Source organism: Aeromonas sp. A04 (assembly GCF_047780465.1).
Classification (GTDB): domain Bacteria; phylum Pseudomonadota; class Gammaproteobacteria; order Enterobacterales; family Aeromonadaceae; genus Aeromonas; species Aeromonas bestiarum.
In genome coordinates this window covers 117,304-139,612 of sequence record NZ_JBLNHP010000006.1, presented here as the reverse complement: position 1 = coordinate 139,612, position 22,309 = coordinate 117,304, and the positions used below count along the sequence as shown (strand labels likewise).

Sequence of the window (22,309 nt, the reverse complement as noted above, 5' to 3'; positions counted from 1 at the left end):
GATTTGCGGGCCCGCCGAGTCGGGCCCGCAATCGGATGGAGGCTTCCTATGGGTGATTTAACGATGGATTTCTTACGACTGATGCTGATGGCAGCCATGCTGCTAACCAGCCTGCAGGGCCAGGCCGCCGATGCGGCGAGCGCGCCTGCGGCCCTCCCCGCCACGCACGAGGTGGAGTTTTTGCGCAATCCCGATACGGCCTGTACAGACTGCCACAAGGAGCAGGCGTACGGCATGCACGGCAAGCATGGCCAGGCAACCAACCCCAACAACCTGGCGCCGGTCACCTGCACCAACTGCCACGGTCAGCCCTCCCCCCAACACAGGGAAGGGGTCAAGGATGTGATGCGCTTTAGCGACAGCTTCAATGACAAGCAAAGCGGCTTGGCAGAGAAGCAGAGCACCGAGAGCTACCCCATCGCCGAGCAGAACGGGGTCTGCATGAGCTGTCACGAGCCCAAACCCCTGCGCGAGGCGCTCTGGGCCCACGACGTGCACGCCACCAAGCTCACCTGCACCAGCTGCCACCAGCTGCACCCGGCCAGGGAGCCCATGGTGGAAATCCCGGAGAAGTCCCGTATCAAGCTCTGCGTCGACTGCCACAGCAAGCAGCATGAAGCCGTCAAGGCGGCCAAGGCGAACACCACCCCGGGCAAGGAGGCACAATGAGCTGCTCTCGCCGTCACTTCATGGCGGGGATGAGCGCGGGGGCCCTCATCATGATGACGGGGCCGACCCGCTCCCTTGCCACTACCCTCGCTCACAGCCAGACCATAGACGGGGTCCGCTATGGCATGATCCACGACGAGGCGGCCTGCATCGGCTGTGCCGCCTGCATGGATGCCTGCCGGGAGGTGAATCAGGTGCCGGAAGGGGTCTCGCGGCTCGAGATCATCCGCTCCGGCCCCATAGGCACCTTCCCCGATGCCGAGTACCACTTCTTTCGCAAGTCCTGCCAGCACTGCGACAACGCCCCCTGCGTGCACGTCTGCCCGACCGGTGCCTCCCATATCCGCAAGGAGGATGGCATAGTCGACGTGGACCCGGACTTGTGCGTCGGCTGCATGTACTGTCTGGCCGCCTGCCCCTATCAGGTGCGCTTTATCAACCCTGTGACCAAGGTTGCCGATAAGTGCGATTTTTGCCGCAAGACCAACCTGGCGGCGGGCAAGGAGCCGGCCTGCGTGGCCTCCTGCCCCACCAAGGCGCTGGTGTTCGGCAATCTGGATGACCCAGACAGCCCCATCGCCAAACGGTTGGTGAAGGAGACCACCTATCGCTACAAGCAGGCGCTCGGCACCTCGCCCAAGATGTACCGCGTGCCCAAAGGGGAGATAAAGTCATGACGATGCAAGCGGCGTTTCACTTCCCCTCGCTGGTGTGGGGGTTTGCCCCATCACCATCTACCCCGGCCGTAACAGATGGAGGGAATGACCATGTGGCATGACGCATTTCACTTCCCTTCCCTTGTCTGGGACTGGCCCATCGCCATCTATCTGTTCCTGCTCGGCATCTCCGCCGGGGCCACCAGCCTCTCTGTGCTGCTGCGCCGCAAAGGGGCCGGCAGCGAGAGCGGCATCATCAAGGCGACCGCGATTCTGGCGCCGGTGAGCGTGGTTCTGGGGTTACTGATCCTTATCTTCCATCTGGCCCGCCCCTGGACCTTCTGGAAGCTGATGTTCCACTACCAGTTCGACTCAGTGATGTCGATGGGGGTCATGCTGTTCCAGGTCTATATGGCGGTGCTGTTTGCCTGGCTGGCGGTGGTATTTCGCACCGAGATCGAGACCCTTCGCAACCGGTTGCTGAAAGAGAAGTTCGCCTTTGTGGATGGGCTGATCGCCCTGCTGGCACGCTTTGAGCGGATACTGGCGCCGCTGCTGTTGCTGCTCGCCGTGCTGCTGGGGGCCTACACCGGCTTTCTGCTCTCGGCGCTCAAGACCTATCCGCTGTTGAACAACCCTGTGCTGCCAGTGCTGTTTCTGGTCTCCGGCATCAGCTCCGGCATCGCCTCCACCATCTTGCTGGCGGTGACCCTGTTCAAGGAGAACCATCACAGCCAGGGGGTGAGCTTCGTGCATCGCTTCGAGCGGCCGGTGCTGGCGGTGGAGGTGCTGCTGCTGGTCTGCTTCTTTACCGGTCTCTACTTCGGTGGCGGCCAGAAGGAGGTGGCCATGTGGGCTGCCATCGGCGGCGGCTTCTGGGCCCAGGTGTTCTGGGTCGGGGTAGTGGGCATCGGCATGCTGCTGCCCCAGCTGGTCGGCCTGTTGGCCCCGGCGCCCCTGCGGGCAAAGAGCGGCTATCTGGTGCTGGTCTGCAGCCTGACCCTGGTGGGGATACTGCTGCTGCGCTACTTCGTGCTCTATGCCGGCCAAATGACGGTGGTATAAGAAACAGGTCACAAGCGCCAGCCGCCCTCGGGCGACTGGCGTTTGTTTGTTGCTGGCCCAATGAATTTCTGGTGATGCCACACCCGCTGCCTGCCGAGTCACCCCGAAACGGGGGACGACGCGGCGTGTGTGCCATGACATGAATGACATCGAAGATTGATCCTGGAGGTTGTGTGCTGGCTGAGCTCGGCTATCTCTCACTGTTGCTGGCAACGGCGCTCTCCCTGCTGCAAGGCACTCTGCCCTGGCTGGGGCTGCGGCTCGCCTCCCCGGCTCTGCTCGGCTGTGCCAAGCCGCTGGCACTGCTCAATGCCGCCCTGCTCGGGGCTGCGCTGGGGCTGCTCGCCAGCTGTTTTGGGCTCGATGACTTCACTTTGGTCTATGTGGCCCAGCACGCCAACAGCGCCCTGCCCATGGGTTTCAAGCTGGCGGCCGTGTGGGGCGGCCACGAGGGCTCCATGCTGTTCTTCGTGTTTGCGCTGGGGCTGTGGGGCGCCCTGGTGGCGCTCTGTTCGAAGCGAGTCGATCCATTGATCCGCACCCGGGTATTGGCCATCATGGGGCTGATCGTCGGGCTGTTCGGCCTCTATACCCTGATCTTCTCCAGCCCGTTTGACCGCCAGTTCCCGGGACCGCTGGAGGGGCGCGATCTCAATCCCATGCTGCAGGATATCGGCCTCATCATTCACCCCCCTCTGCTCTATCTCGGTTACGTCGGCTTTGCGGTCAACTTCGCCTTCGCCATGGCGGCGCTGCACTCGGGTCGGCTCGATGGCGCCGTGGCCCACTGGAGCCGCCCCTGGGCGCTCGGCTCCTGGGTGTTTCTCACCGCCGGTATCGTACTCGGCTCCTGGTGGGCCTATTACGAGCTCGGCTGGGGCGGCTGGTGGTTCTGGGATCCGGTGGAAAATGCCTCCCTGCTGCCCTGGCTGCTCGGCACTGCCCTGCTGCATGCCCTCGTGGTCTGCGAGAAGCGTGGGGCCTACGGCCACGGCGTCTTGCTGCTCTCCATCTTCACCTTCTCGCTGAGCCTGCTCGGCACCTTTGTGGTGCGCTCCGGGGTGCTCACCTCGGTGCACGCCTTCGCGGTGGACCCCAATCGCGGGCTCACCCTGCTGCTGTTGCTCGGCCTGCTGCTGACCACGGCATTGACCCTGTTCGCGCTGCGGGCCGATACCCGCGCCCCCTACGCCCGCTTCGGCTTACTGTCAAAAGAGGGGCTGCTGGGCGCCGCCATACTGCTGCTGTCGGTGGCCTGCGCCTGCGTGCTGCTCGGCACCTTCTACCCCATGGTGTTCCAGTCGCTGCACCTGGGCTCGCTCTCGGTCGGTGCCCCCTATTTCAACGCTGTTTTCGTGCCGCTAGCGCTGGTGCTGATGGTACTCATGACCCAGATCCCGCGCCTGCGCTGGCAGGGGCTGATGACATCTTCCCGCCTCAAGATGCTGCTGCCGCCCCTGCTCGGCCTGCTGGGGGGGGGCCTGCTCAGCCTCAGTTATCGCGAGCAGGGAACCCTAGGCTGGAGCAGCCTGATCGCCAACATGGTGAGCCTCTGGCTCATCGCGAGCCTGCTGCTCAATGTCTCATTCAAGACTCGCGACCTGAGTGCCAGCCGGCTCGGCAGCCTGCTGGCCCACCTCGGGGTGGCGGTGTGCGCCCTCGGCATAGCGCAGGTGAGCCACCATAGCCAGGAGGGGGGCACTGTGCTCAGTCCGGATACGCCCTACCGGCTCGGCGCCCATGAATTTCGCTATGAGGGGAGCGAGCCGCTGATCGGCCCCAACTACACGGCCGAGCGCATCACTGTCAGCGTGCACAAAGATGGCCAGGAGGTGGCCAGGCTCACCCCGGAGCGGCGCCACTATAGCGTGCGCACCATGAACATGAACGAACCCGGCATCCAGGGGGGACTGTTTGGCGATCTCTACGTGGTGCTCGGCGAAAAGATGGGGCCGAACGCCTATGCCATGCGCCTGCACTACAAGCCGCTGGTGCGCTGGATCTGGCTAGGTGGACTGTTGATGATGGCGGGCAGTGCCCTGCGTTTGCTGGGGCGCAAGCCGTTGCTGGCAGCCCAACCGCAGACCTCTGCACATCAAGTCGCGGGCTTGCTCCCCAAGGAGGCACCATGAGAGCCCGCCTGCGCCTCTTCATGCCGCTGCTGCTGACACTGTGCCTCGGCGTCCTGCTCTGGCTCGGCCTTGGCAACGACCCTTACCGCCGGGACGAGGCGACCCAGGGGCGCAGTTTGCCGGCCTGGCAAAGCGAGAGTTTGTTTGGCGGCGACCCCATCCATACCGAGGCGCTCCAGGGGGAGCCCTTCGTGCTCAACGTCTGGGCCAGCTGGTGCCCCAACTGCCGCGCCGAGCACCCGCTGCTCGCCGAGCTGGCCAAGACAGTGCCCCTCTACGGCCTCAACTACAGAGACAAGGGCGATGCTGCCCGCGCCTGGCTTGAGGTGGCAGGCAACCCTTATCGCGCCGTGCTGGCAGATCCAGACGGCAAGTTGGCGCTGGAGCTCGGCGTCTACGGCACGCCCGAGACCTATCTGTTTGCCGCCGATGGCACCCTGCTCACCCGCCATACGGGTCTCTTGACCACGGATATCTGGCAGCGCCAGTTTGTGCCCCTGCTTGCCGAGACCCGCATCAGCACAGCAGGTCAGGCCCAAGTGCAGGAGGGTAAACAATGAAGGGTTTTACGCTGATCTCTTCCCTGCTGTTTGGGTTGGTGCTCTTCATCAGCCCCATGGCCCTTGCAAGCGGCGTCGATACCTATCAGTTCCAGCACCCCGAGTTGCAGAGCCGCGCCCAGGATCTCGCCCGCGCCCTGCGCTGCCCCCAGTGCCAGAACCAGAACCTGGTGGAGTCCAACTCCCCCATAGCCCGGGATCTGCGGCTCGAGGTCTACCGCTGGGTGGATGAGGGGCAGAGCGACGAACAGGTGATCGCCCGCATGACCAGCCGCTTTGGCGACTTCGTGCGCTACGATCCCCCCCTCAAGGCCAGCACGGCGCTGCTGTGGGGAGGGCCAGCCCTGCTCTTGTTGCTGGCGCTTGCTCGCCTGCGCGCCAGTCTGCAGCGCCGGCAACCGGCGCGGGTGCCACTTATCGGCGACAGAGCCGAGGGGGCGCTCACCCAGGATCCCAGGACCGAGCTGAACCGGCGCATCATGGCCGAGCAGCAGGCCGGACTCGCCCCCCACAGCCGCCTCTACCGAGAGCTGGCACTGGCCCGGCTCGCCAATGCCACCCCGGCCACCGAGCAGGCCTTGCACGCCCGGGTGGCCAGCTCGCATACCGCAAGCCGCCCCCTGCCCTGGCTGCTGCTCGGCGCCCTGCTGCTGGCGCTGATCGTCGGCGTCTATGCCGGCACAGGCCGCTATCAGGCATGGCAGGCGTATCAGGATAGACCCGATCCCCTGGCGGGATTGAGCCCCCGGGATCTGCAGGACAAGGAGCTGGGCGCCCTGCATCAGCGGCTGCAAAGCAACGCTCAGGATCTCGATGGCTGGGCCGAGCTCGGCCAGTTGTATCTGTATCGGGACGAATACGAGGATGCCTGGCTCGCCTATCAGCGCCTGGCCCTGCTGGAAGGGGGCGCCAGCGCCGCCACCCTGGCCGCCCAGGCTACGGTGCGCTACTACCAAGCGGGCCAGCAACTCACCCCGGAGGCGCGCCGCCTGCTCGACGCAGCCCTGGCACTGGACAAGGGGGAAGTGAGCGCCCTGATGCTGCTCGCCGCCGATCACTTCCTGCACGGACGCTACCCCCGGGCCATCGCGCTGTGGCAACGGCTGCTGGACGAGGAGCGCCCCCGCATCAACCGCGCCGCCCTGATCCAGGCCATTCAGACCGCCCGCATCATGGGGGGATAACGAGCCATGGCAGATGGCCCGGCGGCCCCTCGCCGGACGGATCGCCATCTTCTATCCAGAGGCCGCCCATACCGGCGGCCGATCCACGCTGCCCAATGGCAGGCGATAACGGATATTCATGGTCTATTCTCTGCGCCATAATGCAGACCCTTAGCCAGCAACGACAAGGTGCACACATGATCCCCATTCGCTGTCACGCCGTCTCCGGTGTGGCGTTATCGGAAATCGACGGCCAGATAAAAATACTGCTGATGAAGCGGGTCAAAGGCGGCTTCTGGTGCCATGTGGCGGGGACGGTCGAGGCGGGGGAAACCGGCTGGCAGACCATAATGCGCGAGTTTGGCGAAGAGACAGGCATCGCCGTCACCGAGCTCTATAACGGCCAATATCTGGAACAGTTTTACGAGGCGGCCACCAATACCGTGATGATGGTGCCCGTCTTTGTGGTCTATTGCCCACCCAATCAGGTGGTCACCCTCAATGATGAGCACACCGAATATCGCTGGTGCACCCTGGCCGAGGCCAAGGGAGTGGTGAGTTTCCCCGGCCAGCAGGCGCTCTATGACCATGTCTGGCACTATTTTGTCGAGCGCACTCCCTCGGCGCTGATGCGAGTGGCGACAGAGGCCTGAAAATGCAGGATCTCTCAACGCAGAGGGCGCCGCCTGCACCACGGCAAGGGGGATTAACGGGCCGTTAGGCCCCCGGAGGCGCAATAAGACGTAAAAAGAGTGGTAACCCATGGCCATAACAGGCATATAGTGCGCCACCATGACGGGTGACGCTGACGACCATCAGACTCGCTCATGGCTGGGTATTTCCCGGATCGGGTCGCCATTTGGCCGTCAACATGGGCATTTCAAGGCGCAAGATCCCATAAAATTGAAATATCAGGCCATTAGACGTTGTGAAGCGTCAATTACCGTCATATAACTTACCCAAATGTCCCTGTCAGTCGTACGGTAGCGTCAAATCATGATTATTCGCCCTTTTCTTACCCTGTTGCTCGGTGCCTTCCTCGTTCCCGTCAGCATGGAGAGCGCCCAGGCCAATCCGTTTTCAGCCCAGTCCCACTCCCCCAACAGCTTTCTGGAACAACGCAACGATCTGGCCCTGAGTTCGGCCGCCTTCGTGGTGGCCAATCCGCGCACCGGTGAGGTGTTGTCCGAGCGCAACGCCAACCGGGTGATGCCCATCGCCTCCATCACCAAGCTGATGACGGCGCTGGTGGTGCTCGATGCCAATCAGCGCCTCTCCGAGACGCTGACCGTCACCATGGCCGACGTGGATCGCCTCAAGGGCACGGGCTCGCGGCTGGCGGTAGGATCGCGTCTGAGCCGGGCCGACATGCTGCACATAGCCCTGATGTCGTCGGAAAACCGCGCCGCCTCCGCCCTGGCCAGAAATTACCCGGGCGGCCAGCGCGCCTTTGTCGAGGCGATGAATGCCAAGGCCCGCATGCTCGGCATGTGGAGCACCCAGTTCGCAGACAGCACTGGCCTCACCCCGCGCAATGTCTCCAGCGCCCATGATCTGGCCAAGCTGGTGGCGGCGGCTTCTGCCTACCCACTCATTCGCCAGTACTCGTCCACCGAGGAGCGCATGGTGCGCAACGGCAAGCGCCAGTTGCACTACCTCAACTCCAACCGCCTGGTGCGTGAAGGCAGCTGGCCTGTCACCCTCTCCAAGACAGGCTACATTCGCGAGGCGGGTCGCTGCCTGGTGATGGCAACCCAGATCAACCGCGAGCCTGTGATCCTGGTGCTGCTCAATGCCGATACCCCCAATTCACGGGTGGCGGATGCCAAGCGGATCAAGTCCTGGCTGGAGACCTCGGGCCGCATGAGCCTGACCGCCCAGTCCAGCCCCCAGACCAAGCTGTTCAGCAGCCAGTAATCCGCTTCAGACGCTCACGTTAAAAAGCCCCCGCACCAAGGTGCGGGGGCTTTTTCATTGGGTCTTGTTGTGGCCAGGCCACTTGGCTGCAGCGGCAGTCCGGTAGCCGGTCAGACCGGTTTGAGCCGCGCGGTGAAGTGGCGCAGCAGCGGCGGCTCGTAGTCGAAGGTGAGACCACGGATCTCGCCGGCCCGCGCCTTGACCGCGATGAGGCAGTCGGCCACATAGTCCATGTGATCCCGGGTGTAGACCCGGCGCGGAATGGTGAGGCGCAGGAGCTCAAAGTCCGCCGCCTCCTGCCTGCCGGTGGCGGGATCGCGCCCCAGCAACAAGGAACCTATCTCCACCCCGCGCACGCCCCCTTCCAGATAGAGCGCGCAGGCCAGGGCATGGGCCGGGAACTGCTCCCCCGGAATGTGGGGCAGCAGCTTCTTCGCATCCACAAAGACCGCATGACCACCGGTCGGCGTCTGGATGGGGATGCCCGCCTCGGCCAACCGCTCGCCCAGATAGGCCACCTGACCGATGCGATAGGTCAGATACTCCTCGTCCATCCCCTCGCGCAGGCCTATGGCCAGCGCCGCCATGTCGCGACCGGCGAGGCCGCCATAGGTGACGAACCCCTCCATCGCCACGCAGCGCACCTGCACGGCGCGGAACAGGTCGAGATCCTCCTTGAAGCAGCACAGCCCCCCGATATTGACCAGCCCGTCCTTCTTGGCCGACATGGTGAACATGTCCCCCAGGGCAAACATCTGGCGCACTATCTCCTGGATGCTGCTGTTGGCATAAGCGGGATCCCGCTCCTTGATAAACCAGGCGTTTTCGGCGAAACGGGCGGCATCTATCACCACAGGAATATGGTGGCGGTGGGCCAGTGCCGAGACCGCCTGCATGTTGGCCATGGAGACCGGCTGGCCGCCGGCGCTGTTGCAGGTGACAGTGATGATGACAGCGGCCACGTTGTCGGCCCCCACTGTCTCTATGGTGTCAGCCAAACGGCCCAGATCGAAGTCCCCCTTCCAGGCATAAGGAGCCGTGGTATCGAGGGCCCTGGGGGTGAGCAGGTTGATGGCCCGCGCCCCGGCCAACTCCACATGGGCCTTGGTGGTATCGAAGTGGTAGTTGGAGATGAACACAGGCGCCTTGCCCTGGCAGCGCTTGACCAGCTCGGGGAAGAGGATCTGCTCGGCCCCGCGCCCCTGGTGGGTCGGCATCACATGCTGGTAGCCAAACAACTCGCGCACTGTGCGCTCCAGTTCGACGAAGTTGCGGCTGCCCGCATAGGCTTCGTCCCCCATCATGATGCCGGCCCACTGGCGATCCGACATGGCACCCGTGCCGCTGTCGGTCAGCAGGTCGATATAGACATCCTCGGCCAGCAGCAGGAAGGGGTTCCAGCCTGCGGCCTCGAGGGCGGTGCGGCGCTCGGCGCCTGTGGTCTGCTTGATGGGCTCGACCATCTTGATACGAAACGGTTCGGGTATACGACGCATGATCTTCTCCTTGCACCAGCCGCGCGAACGCCTGGCGACAGTCACCAATATGAAATGAAAACAAGTGGGGTTAACGCAGGGAGATCAGCGGCGAGGGAAGTCGCACACCAGCACTATATCTTGCAGATACCAGGGCAGTGTGTGGTGACTGGCGGTGGGCCAGCCGGATGGGGCGTCAGCAGTTCGGGTCATCACATCCTTTCCTGTGGTGGTCTAACACGAGCGAGCCTGTGAAACGCGCATGCACCATGCGATGCGCAGTCCACTCTAGGCAGGGGCGGCTGGGGGCGACAAGCGGCATGCATCGCCGTTGCGATCGGGCGCACAAATTTAACAATCCCCTTACCTTGGCCGTGCAGACGATCATGGGGTGAATGCGGCGCCAGCCAGCCCCAGGCGCCCATCAACGCATCTCGCTGCAGTCATAAACATCACATTATTGTGATTAATCGTCATTATCATCCGGCTATAAATGTTAATGTAGTGATAAATCACATTTTCAAACGGGTGGATTTGCCGATCACGCTGCCGGTGATAACGTGTGGCCTGTGCGCTGGGCCCCCTCCTTGTCCGCGAGCAACAATCGCAGCGACGGGAGCTGGCAGGCCCTCATAACAACAGCAGGATCTGCCGGTGGCGCCTGCATGACGACAAGGATGGAGTGATGAAGATAGTGGTGTTGGGTGGTGGCGTGATTGGCGTAGCCAGCGCCTGGTATCTGGCCAAGGCGGGTCATCAGGTGACCCTGCTGGAACGACGGGATGGGGTGGCGCTGGAGACCAGCCATGCCAACGCCGGTCAGATCTCCCCCGGTTATGCCTCCCCCTGGGCGGCGCCCGGCATTCCCCTCAAGGCCGCCAAGTGGCTGCTGCAAAAACATGCCCCCTTCACGGTGCGCCCGACCTCGGATCCGTTCCAGCTGCGCTGGATGCTGAAGATGTTCGCCAACTGCACCCCGGCTGCCTATGCCATCAACAAGGGGCGCATGGTGCGCCTTGCCGAATACAGCCGCGACTGCATGAAGGGGCTGCGCGATGAGCTGGCGCTGGATTACGAGGGACGCCAGCTCGGCACCCTGCAGCTGTTTCGCAGCGAGATCCAGCTCGATGCCAGCAAACGGGATATCGAGGTGCTGGAAGAGTACGGCGTGCCCTACCAGTCGCTGGATGCCAGCGGTTGCGAGGGGGTGGAGCCGGCGCTGGCACGGGTACGTGGCAAGATAGTCGGTGGCCTGCGCCTGCCGGGTGATGAAACCGGCGACTGCTTCCGCTTTACCAAGGCACTGGCCGCCGAGGCACAAAAACTCGGGGTGGAATTTGTCTTCAACTGCGCCATCGACGAGATTGAACTGGCTCAGGGACGCGCCGTCGCGGTGCGGGCCGGTGAGCAGCGTTTCAAGGCCGATGCCATCGTCTGTGCGCTGGGCAGCTATGCCACCGGCTTGCTGCGCCCGCTTGGGCTCGATCTGCCTGTCTACCCGGTCAAGGGCTACTCCCTCACCCTGCCGATGACCAACCGTGATGCAGCGCCCCGCAGTACTGTACTGGATGAAACCTACAAGGTGGCCATCACCCGCTTCGATGAGCGGATCCGGGTCGGCGGCATGGCGGAGCTGTCGGGTTTCAACCTGGCGCTCAACCCGAAACGCTACGACACCCTGGCCATGGTGGTGGGGGATCTCTTCCCCGAGGGGGGCGACATACAGCAGGCCGAGTTCTGGACCGGGCTGCGGCCCATGACGCCGGACGGCACCCCGCTGGTGGGCCCAAGCCCTGTGCCTGGGCTCTGGCTCAACACAGGCCACGGCACACTGGGCTGGACCATGGCGGCAGGCTCGGGCCAGCTGCTGGCGGATCTCATCAGCGGCAACACGCCCACCATCAGCGATGAGGGGCTAACCCTGGCCCGCTACGGCTGAGGCTGGGGCTGGGGCTGCTACAAGGTCGCAAATGACAGAGGGAGTGCCAGGCACTCCCTCTTCACATCCGTCTCTCGACCCCCTCTCAGCTCGCGGTATCCGTCAGCGGCCTGGGCACCGCCTGCCACACCCGCTCGGGGTCGGGCTCGGCAATGGCCGCCGCCAGCAGTTGCCCCAGCCACTGCTGATGCAACTGCCACATCCGCTGGCCTTCTGACCCCTGCTCCTTGGCACTCTGCTTGACCACATCCGCCGTCCGGTAGAAATAACGCACCAGCGCCGTCAACGCGGGCTCGGGCCAACGGCAGCCGAAATGACGCAGTCGCTCCGACCAGAAGGCAATCTGGCCTCGCTCGTGCACCCGCTCCACCTCGTGCAGTGCCGGAATGAGATCCATCGCCTGCCACAGCGCCCCATAACCGACGAAACGGGCATCCAGCGCGTCCAGCGCCTGATCCAGCAGCAACAGCGTCTCCTGCAAGCCGCACTCCTGGGTGCGGATCGCCTCCTGCGCCGCGCACACCGCCGCCAACCAGTCCATGGCCAGCCGGCAGATGATGGCTTCCTTGTTGGGAAACAGGTGATAGAGCGACTTGATGCCGACCCCGGCCCGGGTGGCGATGGCGTTGGTGTTGAGCGCCGGAAAGCCCTGCTCCTGCAACAGGGCCAGGGTGGCCTGCTCGATCCGGGCGACCGTCTCCTGGCTGCGCTGCTGTCTGGGTTGACGCCGCATGCAGAGATCGGCGGGCAACGGCTGTTCTGACATGGGTTCTCCCTCACCTTGGTCGCGGCATGGTTTTATAACTACATGATGAAACAAGGAAAATATAAGTCAAAAAGAATATTTTCAGTAATTGCTGGCTTTTATCCCAACAGCTGCAATAAACAAGAGTGCTCATATTTGCAGTAAAGACTGCATTATAACCAGGGAGAGCAATGGCATATGGATGGCAAGCAATCAGGTTTTAGGTTGACAACAAGCGCTGCACTGCTGCTGGTGGCCGGCGTGCTGACCGGCTGCAATCAGGAGAGCACGGGGACAGAGGCGCAGCGAACCCTCTACCTCAACGGCACAATTCACACTCAGGACGGGCAACGCAGGGTTGCCGACGCCATGGTGGTCGCCGATGGCAAATTCCTCTACGTGGGCTCACGCCAGGGGGCCGAGGCCTATCAGGGCAAGGATGGCAAGGTCGTGGATCTGAAGGGTCGCATGGTGCTGCCCGGCCTGCACGACAACCACATTCACCTGCTCGGCACTGTGGCGCTGGATATGTGCGATCTGGACGGTCAGAGCGTCACGCTGGATCAGCTGGCCGACAAGATCCGCACCTGTCTGCCTCGCTACGCCCCCACCAAGGGGGAGTGGCTGGCGGTCAATCAGTGGTCCCCCTACGATGGCAATACCCCGACTGCAAACTACGCTACCCTGCTGGCCACCCTGGATGCCGTGGCGCCGGACAACCCTGTGGTGCTGCTCGGGGCCGATGGACACGCCAGCGCCTACAACTCGCAGGCGCTGGCCAGCGCGCAGGATGAAGATGGCAATACCGTGGGTTTCAACAGTGTGACCCTGGCACCGGGCGGGGTGTTCGAGGCCTTTATTCCCTACGTGGATCTGACCAGCGGGGTGATCCGGGAGGGTGCCCGCAGCGCCATACCGGTACCCGACACCGGGGTGCTCAGCGCCAGCGATGAGCAGGCCGCCAGCCAGTACGACAAGATCCTGCCCGCCATCTCTACCCTGATGGCCTCCCGTGGCATCACGGGGATCCAGGATGCCTGCGCCACCGACTTCATCCGTCAGCGGCTGCTCAAGATGCAGTCGCTTGGGCTGCTGCACATGCGCATCACGGCAGCCACCTGCTTTCACCAGGATGACTACAGCGGCAAACTGGACATAGCCGGTCACCTGGCCAAGGCCAGCCAGGTCAGAAGCGCCTTTGCCGGCAATCCCCTGATCAAGGCCGATGCGGTCAAGATCTTCCTCGATGGCGTACTGGAAGGGGATCCCTTTACCACCCCGCCTTTCCTGCCCAATGCGGGCATGCTGGAAAACTACCAGAACCCGCACCTGGCCATGGATCTCGCCACCGAGCAGGTGAGCATCACGGCCGATAGCGAGGATGCGGGCAGCAATGGCATCGTCAACTACCGGGACGCCGACCTGAAAAACTATGTCACCGCCCTCGATAGGGCCGGTTTCAGCATTCACATGCACAGCATCGGCGATCGCAGCACCCGGATGGCGCTGGATGCACTGCAAGCCGCCCGCGCCAGCAACGGTGACAAGGGGATCCCCCATACCCTGGCTCACCTGCAGGTGGTGCACCCCGACGATCAGAAAAGGCTGGGAGAGCTCGGTCTCTACCTCACCTTCACCTACGCCTGGACCACGCCCCAGCTCGCCTACGACATGCTGGTGACCCCCTTCATCCAGCCCACCCGCGCGGGACAACCCTTGCGCGAGGCGCTGTATGACCCCCTGGGCTATCTGCACAATGCGCTCTATCCGGTGGAAAGTGCACGCAAGGCGGGGGCCATCCTGGTGGCGGGCAGCGATGCCCCCGTGGACAGCCGGGATCCCCGCCCCTTCGTCAACATGGCGGCCGGCATCGCCAAAGCGGCGGGAAGCGGTGAGGATTTTCGCGCCAACCAGCGTACCTCGCTCGTCGAAATAGTGGCCGCCTACACCATCAATGGCGCCAGGGCGGTACGTCAGGGGGAGATCACCGGCTCCATCGAGGCGGGCAAGTCGGCCGACTTCATTGTGCTGGACAGGGATCTGTTCGCCCTGGTCGAGACTGGCACCCCGGAGCAGATCGCCGATACCCGAATCGAGCAGACGGTGTTTCAGGGCGAGACCGTCTATCTGGCGCCCTGAGCCCACGCATCAGCCCCCATCAAAAGGCCCCGCGAGGGGCCTTCTTCGTTAGCCGCCGGCTCCCTGATCAGCCTCGGCCAGCGCGGGCTGCAGGGCCAGGGTGAACAGGGCAGCCACCATGTCCGACTGGGTCAGCATGCCGACCAGCTGCTCCCCGTCCACCACCGGCATGTGGTGCAAGCCGCCATCGGAGAAGGCGGCCACCAGATCGTAGAGGGGCTGGTAGCGGCGGGCCGTCGACACGTCGCGGGTCATCAGATCCGCGACCCGCAGTGCTGCCAGAGCCGCGGCGCCCCGCGGTTGTTGCAACACCCGATCGATCATCAAGTCGTGCAGCGTGATGATGCCGGCGAGGCACCCCGCCTCATCCGCCACCGGCAGCGCCTTGATCTGATGGTGGGAGAGCAGCCGCCACGCCGCCATGGCCGGCTGATCCGGCCCGATCAGGATCAGATCCCGCGACATCACATCCTGCACTCGCACCGTACCCACCCTGGCACGCAGGGCGTGCAGCTGGGCCTCCTGCAGCAAGGCCTGCAGATCCTGGCGACTGATGTCGAGCAGCTCACCGTGCTGCTCCAGCGCAAGATCGATCGCCGTGGCCTGGGTCGCGATGCGCTCGCTCGGCTGGGGATCGGCGGTCTGGTGACGATTGGGCTGAGCCTTGCCGCTATTGGGGTAACGGCGCCCCAGCAGCCGGTTGTAGAGCAGGGCCAGCATCAGCAACAACAACGAATTGAGCAGCACCGGCAGCAAGACGTAGCCCACCCCCAGCTGGCGGATCCCCTCGCCGCCGATGACGGCGGTCAAGGCCACGGCGCCCCCGGGCGGATGCAGGCTGCGGGTGAGGAACATGGCCGCGATGGCCAGCATCACGGCTGCGGCAGAGGCCAACGCCATCTCCGGGATCAGCTGGGCACTGAGCACCCCCATCAACGCCGATACCCCGTTGCCCACCAGGATGGACCAGGGCTGGGCAAGCGGGCTGGCGGGCGCGGCAAACAGCAGCACGGCGGACGCCCCCATGGGCGCGATCAGCCAGTGAACATTGAGCCCCAGCCCCCACTGGCACACGAAGGCGGTGCCGAACAGCCCGACGAAGGCACCGAGGGCGCCATAACAACTCTCTTTGACACTGGTATTGGTCGATACCGGAAAGAAATCCCTGAACTGCATGCGGTTTCCAACGGATAAGGTTTATTTCAAATGCGTAATTCTAGCGAGTCACCCTCACTCAATGCCAGCACGCAGGCAAGCGGATCACGCAGAAATCCCATCCGGCCCGTCGACCGCCGTCATGCAGGCGTTTTTCATCAAAAATGGCCTCCCGGATCCGCCCAGCCGCCTCCAAACTGTGACGCCGCAAAAAATTCTTACAAAAAAAGGGGTGACGACCACTTTTTTCTCTCCTCTTAACGCTTTCTTAAGACTTGCCGTGTCACCTTGATGTCATTGTCATCAACAGAGCCACTCATCATGAGCACCATCAGAGATGCCCTGCGTCGCTTCGACGGCCAGCGCCGTTGCTGGACGGCCGGGCTGGAGCGGGCGGCCCTCGCCTGGCTTGCCAGACGAAGCAGGCTGCCGGCCTCAAGCCAGCCAGCCCGACGGATCCTCATCATCCGCAGCACCAACCGCATCGGCAACAATCTGTTCCTGCTGCCCTTTTTGCAAAAGGTACGCAGCGCCCACCCCAACGCCGAGATAGAGCTGGTGTGCAGCGGCGGCCAGCTGCTCCCCTTTCTGGCCGATCTGCAACTGCACCAGCTTCATCAGGTCAGATTGCAGGGCAAGCGCCTGCTCGCAGCCCTGCCCGTGCTGTGGCGCCTGCGTCGCCGGCAGTATGACAAGGTCTATGTGCCGTTCGCCTCCAGTACGGATCACCTGATCGCCGCCTGGGTGAAGGCCTGCGAGAAGCTGGGCTTTGCAGAGGCAAAAGGCGATGCGCTGTTCGATCGGCCGCTCGCCGCCAACGACCACTGCCACTATGCCCACCAGCCGCTGCAACTGCTCGGCATGCACGCCAGCCTGGCCGATCAGATTGAACTGGGCAGCGTGTTGCGCACCGCCTGCCCACACCTGACGGCGTTGGCACAAAGCCATCCCGGCCGGCCCCTCATCGGCTTTTTCACCGGCGCCCGCAAGGGCAAGGGGCTCTCCCTTACCCAATGGCAGCAGCTGCTCGGGGAGCTGCGCCGCCAGTGCCCGGATGCCCTGCAGATCCAGTTCAATGATCCGGCCGATCCCCTGCCCCTGCTGGGCGACATGCAGGTCTCCCTGGGCAACTTGAGCGAATTGGCCCGCTTCGCCAGCGGCCTCGCCCTCTTCGTCAGCTGCGACACGGGCCCGCTTCATCTGGCCGCCGCCAGCGGCGTACCTTGCCTGGGTCTCTTTACCCAGACAGATCCCGCGCGCTACGGCTGCCTCGGGGCCCAGCACCTCAACCAGGTGGTCGACGATCGCAACGCCATTCCCCTCGATGCCCACTGGCTGGCCGAGACGCTGGCGCGGGAGCAAGCACCTCGGGAGCTGCAACCCGCCCTCTCCCATGTGCACTACCTGAACCCGTCCCCGGCGCCCTTGCTGATGGCGCGCTGACGCAGATACAAGGAGGGCGGCCCTGGCCGCCCTCCTTGTTTTAACAAGCCGTTATCCGGTGCCATGGCGCAACCGCCTCACCGATAGTGCGCCTCGATGCGGGCCAGCTCACCGCTCTGGCGCAGCCTGATCAGGACGCGGGAGAACTCGGCCGCCCGGCGGTGAAAGGGAGAGGTATGGGCGAGGCAGAGGGTGAGCGGGGTCAACCCCAGCTGAAGCGGCACCTCTATGATGTGTCCCGTCAGCCCCAGCTGGCGGAGCTTGAAGTTGGCCACGATGGGATCCGTGATCATCAAGTCCCCCCGGCCGGCCGAGAGCATCCTGAAGACGTTGTCCACATTCATGGTCAGATGGACCTTGAATCCCACCAGATTCTCCTTGCCCCAACCATTGCCTATGTAGTCGAGGATGGTGAACGCCTTGAGATCCGCCAGGGCGCGAGCCTGATTGAGTCGCGCCAGCTGGGGGTGGCCCGCCTGGGTGAACAGGGTCAGGGTAGATACGGCGACCGGCTCCTCCACCACCTGGGTATAGCCCCGCCGCTCCTGGGTCGGCACTGTGACAAAGCCATCGGCCTGGCCGGAGCGCACCAGTTTCTGGGCCCGCAGCCAGGGATACCCCTGATGAGTGACGCGGATACCGAGCTCGGCCGCGACCCTGTCCATCACATCCACCATGATGCCCCGCATCTTGCCCTGCTCGTCACGCCAGGAGTAGGGAGCAAAATCATTGAAATAGACCATGTTGAGCGAGGGGGCAGGAGCCGCCAGAGGGCAAGTGGCCAATAACAGTGCCCATAGACTCCCGATCCAGACACCTGCGTTCATTTTTCCTGCCCCGCCCACATCACCCTGTCCTGAGCCTAGCGCACACAGGGTTGGCGCGGGCCTGCCCGCACAAAAACAGAGGGAAGGCGTGCGCCTTCCCTCTTTCGTTATACCCGAACTCTGTTGTTATTTGCTGATTTTTGGCCGGCCTGGCTGCCTAACTAGGCCAGTTCTGCCCGCAGTGCCCGGGTTGCCTCCACCATCACTGTGAGGGCGGCTGTGGTCTCTTCCCAGCCGCGGGTCTTGAGGCCGCAGTCCGGGTTGACCCAGAGCCGCTCGGCCGGGATCTGCTTGGCCGCCTTGCGCAGCAGGCCTTCAATCCAGCTCTGGCTCGGCACGTTCGGCGAGTGGATGTCGTAGACGCCCGGGCCGATTTCGTTGGGGTAGTTGAAGCGCTCGAACGCTTCGAGCAGCTGCATCTGGCTGCGGCTGGTCTCTATGGTGATCACGTCCGCATCCAGCGCCGCCACCGCCTCTATGATGAGGTTGAAGTCGCTGTAACACATGTGGGTGTGGATCTGGGTACTGTCCACCACAGGGCTGGCGCTCAGGCGGAAGGCGCGCACCGCCCAGTCGAGATACGTCTGATGATCCTGCTTGCGCAGGGGCAAGCCTTCACGGATCGCCGGCTCGTCGATCTGGATGATCTTGATGCCGGCGGCTTCCAAGTCAGCCACCTCGTCGCGAATGGCCAGGCCAATCTGCAGGGCGGACTGCTCGCGGCTCACATCTTCCCGCGGGAAGGACCAGCAGAGTATGGTCACGGGCCCGGTCAGCATGCCCTTGACCGGCTTGTCGGTCAGGCTCTGGGCAAACTTGGTCCATTCGAGCGTCATCGGGGTCGGGCGGTCGATATCCCGGGTGATCACCGGCGGCTTGACGCAGCGGGAGCCATAGCTCTGCACCCAGCCGAAGCGGGTGATGGCAAAGCCATCCAGCAGCTCACCGAAGTACTCCACCATGTCGTTGCGCTCGGCCTCGCCGTGCACCAGCACGTCCAGCCCTATGGCTTCCTGGCGCTCAATCGCATCCTTGATCTGGGCCTGAATGCCCGCCTCGTAAGCACTGTCGTCGATGCGACCAGCCCGCCAATCCTGGCGCAGTACCCGAATTTCCGAGGTCTGCGGGAAGGAGCCTATGGTGGTGGTGGGCAGCAGCGGCAGCTTGAGATCATTGCGCTGCGCCTGCGCCCGCACCGGATAGGCGCTCTGGCGGTCGAAATCGCTGTTGGTCAGGCTGGCGAGCCGTGACTGCACCACTTTCTTGTGGACCCGGCTGTCGGACTCCCGATCCACGATGGGCTGGCTGTAGGCGGTGATCTTGTCGATGTCACCACAGTCCAGGTAGTCGGCCAGCAACCCCAGCTCGTAGCACTTTTGCAGGGCGAAGGCGAACCAGCTGCGGGTCTGGCCGTCCAGCTCGTGCTCCAGGGTGAGATCCACCGGGCTGTGCAGCAGGGAACAGGAAGAAGCCACCCATAGCCGCTCGCCGAGCTTGGCTTTCAATGCGTTGAGCGTCGGTGCCAGCTTGGCCAGATTGGCACGCCAGACGTTGCGACCATTGATCACCCCGGCGGAGATGACCCACTGGGCCGGCAGATGAGGAACCAGCGTCTCCAGCTGCTCGGGCGCCGCCACCAGATCCAGGTGCAGGCCATCCACCTTCAGGCTGGTGATGATGTCGCGCTGATGGGCCACGGAACCGAAATAGGTGGTGAGCAGCAGCTTGCAGGGGCCGCTCAGGCGCTCATAGGCATTCAGATAGGCCAGACGCCACTCATCCGGCAGGTCCAGCGCCAGCGCCGGCTCGTCGATCTGTACCCACTCCACTCCCTGGGCCGAGAGCCTCCCCAGGATCTCCTGATAGACGATGAGCAGGCGCTCGAGCAATTCCAGACGAGAGAATCCGCTCTCTTTCTCCTTGCCGAGCCACAGGTAGGAGATGGGCCCCAGCAACACCGCCTTGACCGGCAGCCCCAGCGCCTTGGCCTCTTCCACCTCGTCAAACAGCTGACTCCAACCCAGCTTGAAGCGCTGGTCACGGCTGAACTCGGGCACCAGGTAGTGGTAGTTGGTGTTGAACCACTTGGTCATCTCGGCGGCGGCCGCCGCCGGGCCGGTCGGCGCACGGCCACGGGCCACCCGGAACAGGGTATCGAGATCGGTGTCGCCATGGCGGTGACGCTCGGGGATGGCATCCACCAGCAGGCTGGTGCCGAGCACTTGGTCGTACCAGGCGAAGTCGCCAACCGGCAGCAGGTTGACCCCGGCGGTACGCTGGGCCTGCCAGTGACGTTCACGCAGGCTCTTGCCGGTGGCGATGAGTTCCGCCTGAGTTGTCTCGCCACGCCAGTAAGATTCGAGGGCAAATTTCAGCTCGCGCTTGGCGCCGATACGGGGAAAGCCCAGGGTGTGTGCTCGTGTCATAGGTCCAATTCCTTATGCTCGTTCATCTGATGGGAAACTGGATGATTTAGCCATCCAGATGTTTACACATCCAAAATGACAAGATAAGGTGGCGTTGGCTATTGAATCCTTTTCAACAGCCTCTCAAGAAATCCGCGATTGATGCAACAAGGAGCCATGTTATGGCAGTGCCAAGCAATTCAGGCCTGGAAATCAAGCACTTGAGAACCCTGACCGCGCTGGCCGAGCAGGGTTCGCTGGCCGGCGCGGCGCTGACTCTCAACCTCACCCAGTCAGCCCTCTCCCATCAGCTCAAGGAGCTGGAGACCCGCCTCAACCTGGAGCTCTACCTGCGCAAGAGCCGCCCCCTGGTGCTGACGGCGGCGGGCCAGCAGTTGCTGAGTCTGGCCCGCCAGGTGCTGCCGGCGCTGGCCCAGACCGAGAAACAGCTGCAGGCCCTGCACAGCGGCGACGCGGGCCGGCTGCACCTGGCGCTGGATTGCCACAGCTGCATCCAGTGGTTGCTGCCGCTCTTGCCCGATTTTCGCCGCCAGTGGCCCGGGGTGGATCTGGAGGTGGAGTCTGTGCCCGGCTTCGATGCCATCAGCGCCCTGCTCGGCGGCCAGCTCGACCTGCTGCTCACCTCGGATGTGCAGGCACGCGGCGATCTGCACTTCGAGCCGCTGTTCGCCTTCGATCTCACCCTGGTGATGGCGCCCGATCACCCCCTCTGTCACCGGACCCGGATCACCCCGGACGATCTCAAGCAGGAGGTGCTGCTGGTCTACCCGGTGGAGCGGGCCCGCATGGACGTGTTCAGCCGCTTTTTGCAACCCGCCGGGGTGGAGCCCGCCCGCTGCAAGCTGGTGGACAACACCTCTGTCATGCTGCAGATGGCCGCCGCCGGGCTCGGGGTCGCCGCCCTGCCGCGCTGGGCCAGCGAGGAGTTTGTGCGTCAGGGGCTGCTTGAGGCCAGGGCACTCGGCAACGGTGTGCGCCGCCATATGTATGGGGCCGTGCGCGCCGCCGACAAGGACCAGCCCTGCCTGCAGAGCCTGTTCGAGCGCATTCGCAGCAAGATGGGCGAGCAGAAAGAGGCGTAAAAAAGCCGCCCCTGGGGGCGGCGCTCACGCCTCTCGACACGCCGGCGCCTAGGCGCCTCAGGATCCCTCGCCGCAACTTGCAGCCCCCTGCCGCCTCGGGCAGTTGGCGCAAAGCTCCCCATCACGGCGCTTGTAGTGCAGGCAGCAACGCTGGCGCACATAGCCAGGAAAAGCGCCATCTTGCGGCCATGACGCCGGACGCCACCCCGCCAGATGCTCGGCCGGCAGACCGCAGGCGGCGAGCCAGCGCGGCGCGTGTTCGCTCACCTGTTCACGGCTCACATGGGTGAAGAAGTCGGGTACCCGCACCAGGGCCGCCAGCAGATCGTCCGCCAAGAGCGGGCGCACGAAACCGGGTCTGAGCCGCTGCACCCCGCCCAGCAGCGTGAACAGCGCCTGCCAGTGGGCCTGCAGCCGTTCGCCCGCGGCCTTGATCAAGGCATCCAGCTCCCCCTTGATCATGGGCTCGGCCGGCAGGATGAAACCGGATACCAGCCCATCCTGATAACCCTGCCCCAGCTTGTCCAGCGCTGGCACGGCCCCCAGTCGATAGATGGCCACCATGGCGAGATAGAGGGACTGCCAGCACAGCATGCCCCAGCTGCGGGTCAGCCAGTAGGCGGGCCCCGCCTCCGGGTGCGCCAGCCGCCAGTGGTCATGCAGCGCCGCCGCTACCTCGGCCGGGGTTGAATGAGGGGAAGCTGTCAGCAAAGGGGGCGAGTCCCCCGCCTGCGCCAACCGCCCCTTGAGCGAAGGAATAAGCCCGCTGGCTGCCGCAAACAGGGCGCCATGATCCGCCAGCGCACGGATCTCCGTGTGCACGGCCAGCGCGCCGAGTCCGCGGGGCAAGGTGCGCGGACGATCATCTGCGGCGGCTAGATGATGAGCATGCCCCGGACGCGGCCCGGGGCGCAGG

At 64.0% G+C, this 22,309-nt stretch carries 18 protein-coding genes; 12 read left to right on the top strand and 6 right to left on the bottom strand.

The window, feature by feature from the left end; genetic code table 11:
• Positions 1-48 precede the first annotated feature (48 nt).
• The 8 genes from nrfB to pbpG all read left to right on the top strand — a co-directional run bounded on the left by nrfB (position 49) and on the right by pbpG (position 8,162).
• The gene (gene nrfB, locus ACM3N8_RS17445) at positions 49-669 is read left to right on the top strand and encodes a cytochrome c nitrite reductase pentaheme subunit (protein ID WP_290017976.1); all 621 of its coding nucleotides are present in this window, start codon (positions 49-51) and stop codon (positions 667-669) included.
• Positions 666-1,346, top strand: coding sequence for a 4Fe-4S dicluster domain-containing protein (locus ACM3N8_RS17440; protein ID WP_290017975.1), 681 nt, complete (start codon positions 666-668; stop codon positions 1,344-1,346). The genes nrfB and ACM3N8_RS17440 overlap by 4 nt, the downstream gene beginning before the upstream one ends.
• Before the next feature lie 90 nt (positions 1,347-1,436).
• Positions 1,437-2,390, top strand: a complete 954-nt coding sequence (gene nrfD / locus ACM3N8_RS17435; protein ID WP_416016439.1) for a cytochrome c nitrite reductase subunit NrfD — start codon at positions 1,437-1,439, stop codon at positions 2,388-2,390.
• Between the two features lie 173 nt (positions 2,391-2,563).
• A complete protein-coding gene (gene nrfE, locus ACM3N8_RS17430; protein WP_290065717.1) occupies positions 2,564-4,522 on the top strand; it encodes a heme lyase NrfEFG subunit NrfE in 1,959 nt (652 codons plus the stop codon).
• A complete protein-coding gene (locus ACM3N8_RS17425; protein ID WP_416016438.1) occupies positions 4,519-5,082 on the top strand; it encodes a DsbE family thiol:disulfide interchange protein in 564 nt (187 codons plus the stop codon). Before nrfE ends, ACM3N8_RS17425 begins: the two co-directional genes overlap by 4 nt.
• 56 nt (positions 5,083-5,138) lie before the next feature.
• The gene (gene nrfF, locus ACM3N8_RS17420) at positions 5,139-6,266 is read left to right on the top strand and encodes a heme lyase NrfEFG subunit NrfF (RefSeq protein ID WP_416016447.1); all 1,128 of its coding nucleotides are present in this window, start codon (positions 5,139-5,141) and stop codon (positions 6,264-6,266) included.
• A 176-nt stretch (positions 6,267-6,442) separates the two neighbouring features.
• Positions 6,443-6,898, top strand: coding sequence for an NUDIX hydrolase (locus tag ACM3N8_RS17415; RefSeq protein ID WP_241279110.1), 456 nt, complete (start codon positions 6,443-6,445; stop codon positions 6,896-6,898).
• A gap of 343 nt (positions 6,899-7,241) precedes the next feature.
• On the top strand, positions 7,242-8,162 hold the full coding sequence (pbpG, locus tag ACM3N8_RS17410) for a D-alanyl-D-alanine endopeptidase (RefSeq protein WP_043138942.1): 921 nt from the start codon (positions 7,242-7,244) through the stop codon (positions 8,160-8,162).
• Between the two features lie 110 nt (positions 8,163-8,272).
• On the opposite strand, the gene ACM3N8_RS17405 is transcribed toward pbpG, so the two are convergent.
• Entirely contained in the window at positions 8,273-9,658 is a 1,386-nt protein-coding gene (locus ACM3N8_RS17405) for a tryptophanase (RefSeq protein ID WP_416016437.1), read from the bottom strand.
• Positions 9,659-10,322: 664 nt separating this feature from the next.
• Here ACM3N8_RS17405 and ACM3N8_RS17400 point away from each other — a divergent pair.
• A complete protein-coding gene (locus ACM3N8_RS17400; protein ID WP_043138937.1) occupies positions 10,323-11,576 on the top strand; it encodes a D-amino acid dehydrogenase in 1,254 nt (417 codons plus the stop codon).
• An 85-nt stretch (positions 11,577-11,661) separates the two neighbouring features.
• Here ACM3N8_RS17400 and ACM3N8_RS17395 read toward each other — a convergent pair whose 3' ends face one another.
• Entirely contained in the window at positions 11,662-12,342 is a 681-nt protein-coding gene (locus ACM3N8_RS17395) for a TetR/AcrR family transcriptional regulator (RefSeq protein WP_290019153.1), read from the bottom strand.
• A gap of 177 nt (positions 12,343-12,519) precedes the next feature.
• Between ACM3N8_RS17395 and ACM3N8_RS17390 the strand changes: the two genes are divergently transcribed.
• A complete protein-coding gene (locus tag ACM3N8_RS17390) occupies positions 12,520-14,460 on the top strand; it encodes an amidohydrolase (RefSeq protein ID WP_416016436.1) in 1,941 nt (646 codons plus the stop codon).
• 48 nt (positions 14,461-14,508) lie between these two features.
• Here the strand turns inward: ACM3N8_RS17390 and ACM3N8_RS17385 are convergent, their stop codons facing one another.
• Positions 14,509-15,636 (bottom strand): HPP family protein, encoded by a 1,128-nt coding sequence (locus ACM3N8_RS17385; protein WP_416016435.1) that lies wholly within the window; start codon positions 15,634-15,636, stop codon positions 14,509-14,511.
• A 300-nt stretch (positions 15,637-15,936) separates the two neighbouring features.
• Between ACM3N8_RS17385 and ACM3N8_RS17380 the strand changes: the two genes are divergently transcribed.
• Positions 15,937-17,058 carry a glycosyltransferase family 9 protein gene (locus ACM3N8_RS17380; protein ID WP_290019150.1) on the top strand — a complete coding sequence of 374 codons (1,122 nt, stop codon included), beginning with the start codon at positions 15,937-15,939 and terminating at the stop codon, positions 17,056-17,058.
• Positions 17,059-17,135: 77 nt separating this feature from the next.
• Here ACM3N8_RS17380 and ACM3N8_RS17375 read toward each other — a convergent pair whose 3' ends face one another.
• Positions 17,136-17,885: a substrate-binding periplasmic protein gene (locus tag ACM3N8_RS17375; protein ID WP_416016434.1), complete on the bottom strand. Its 750-nt coding sequence runs from the start codon at positions 17,883-17,885 to the stop codon at positions 17,136-17,138.
• A 161-nt stretch (positions 17,886-18,046) separates the two neighbouring features.
• Positions 18,047-20,311, bottom strand: a complete 2,265-nt coding sequence (gene metE / locus ACM3N8_RS17370) for a 5-methyltetrahydropteroyltriglutamate--homocysteine S-methyltransferase (RefSeq protein ID WP_172955334.1) — start codon at positions 20,309-20,311, stop codon at positions 18,047-18,049.
• Positions 20,312-20,472: 161 nt separating this feature from the next.
• On the opposite strand from metE, the gene ACM3N8_RS17365 reads away from it, so the two are divergent.
• Positions 20,473-21,393: a LysR substrate-binding domain-containing protein gene (locus tag ACM3N8_RS17365; protein ID WP_290019149.1), complete on the top strand. Its 921-nt coding sequence runs from the start codon at positions 20,473-20,475 to the stop codon at positions 21,391-21,393.
• A gap of 57 nt (positions 21,394-21,450) precedes the next feature.
• On the opposite strand, the gene ACM3N8_RS17360 is transcribed toward ACM3N8_RS17365, so the two are convergent.
• The gene (locus tag ACM3N8_RS17360; RefSeq protein WP_416016433.1) at positions 21,451-22,242 is read right to left on the bottom strand and encodes a siderophore ferric iron reductase; all 792 of its coding nucleotides are present in this window, start codon (positions 22,240-22,242) and stop codon (positions 21,451-21,453) included.
• Positions 22,243-22,309: the final 67 nt, after the last annotated feature.

Excerpts from the sequence above, each read along its gene's own strand:
- nrfB (WP_290017976.1), top strand. The coding sequence starts at position 49 with ATGGGTGATTTAACGATGGATTTCTTACGACTGATGCTGATGGCAGCC.
- ACM3N8_RS17440 (WP_290017975.1), top strand. The coding sequence starts at position 666 with ATGAGCTGCTCTCGCCGTCACTTCATGGCGGGGATGAGCGCGGGGGCC.
- nrfD (WP_416016439.1), top strand. The coding sequence starts at position 1,437 with ATGTGGCATGACGCATTTCACTTCCCTTCCCTTGTCTGGGACTGGCCC.
- ACM3N8_RS17425 (WP_416016438.1), top strand. The coding sequence starts at position 4,519 with ATGAGAGCCCGCCTGCGCCTCTTCATGCCGCTGCTGCTGACACTGTGC.
- nrfF (WP_416016447.1), top strand. The coding sequence starts at position 5,139 with ATGGCCCTTGCAAGCGGCGTCGATACCTATCAGTTCCAGCACCCCGAG.
- ACM3N8_RS17415 (WP_241279110.1), top strand. The coding sequence starts at position 6,443 with ATGATCCCCATTCGCTGTCACGCCGTCTCCGGTGTGGCGTTATCGGAA.
- pbpG (WP_043138942.1), top strand. The coding sequence starts at position 7,242 with ATGATTATTCGCCCTTTTCTTACCCTGTTGCTCGGTGCCTTCCTCGTT.
- ACM3N8_RS17405 (WP_416016437.1), bottom strand. The coding sequence starts at position 9,658 with ATGCGTCGTATACCCGAACCGTTTCGTATCAAGATGGTCGAGCCCATC.
- ACM3N8_RS17400 (WP_043138937.1), top strand. The coding sequence starts at position 10,323 with ATGAAGATAGTGGTGTTGGGTGGTGGCGTGATTGGCGTAGCCAGCGCC.
- ACM3N8_RS17395 (WP_290019153.1), bottom strand. The coding sequence starts at position 12,342 with ATGTCAGAACAGCCGTTGCCCGCCGATCTCTGCATGCGGCGTCAACCC.
- ACM3N8_RS17390 (WP_416016436.1), top strand. The coding sequence starts at position 12,520 with ATGGATGGCAAGCAATCAGGTTTTAGGTTGACAACAAGCGCTGCACTG.
- ACM3N8_RS17385 (WP_416016435.1), bottom strand. The coding sequence starts at position 15,636 with ATGCAGTTCAGGGATTTCTTTCCGGTATCGACCAATACCAGTGTCAAA.
- ACM3N8_RS17380 (WP_290019150.1), top strand. The coding sequence starts at position 15,937 with ATGAGCACCATCAGAGATGCCCTGCGTCGCTTCGACGGCCAGCGCCGT.
- ACM3N8_RS17375 (WP_416016434.1), bottom strand. The coding sequence starts at position 17,885 with ATGAACGCAGGTGTCTGGATCGGGAGTCTATGGGCACTGTTATTGGCC.
- metE (WP_172955334.1), bottom strand. The coding sequence starts at position 20,311 with ATGACACGAGCACACACCCTGGGCTTTCCCCGTATCGGCGCCAAGCGC.
- ACM3N8_RS17365 (WP_290019149.1), top strand. The coding sequence starts at position 20,473 with ATGGCAGTGCCAAGCAATTCAGGCCTGGAAATCAAGCACTTGAGAACC.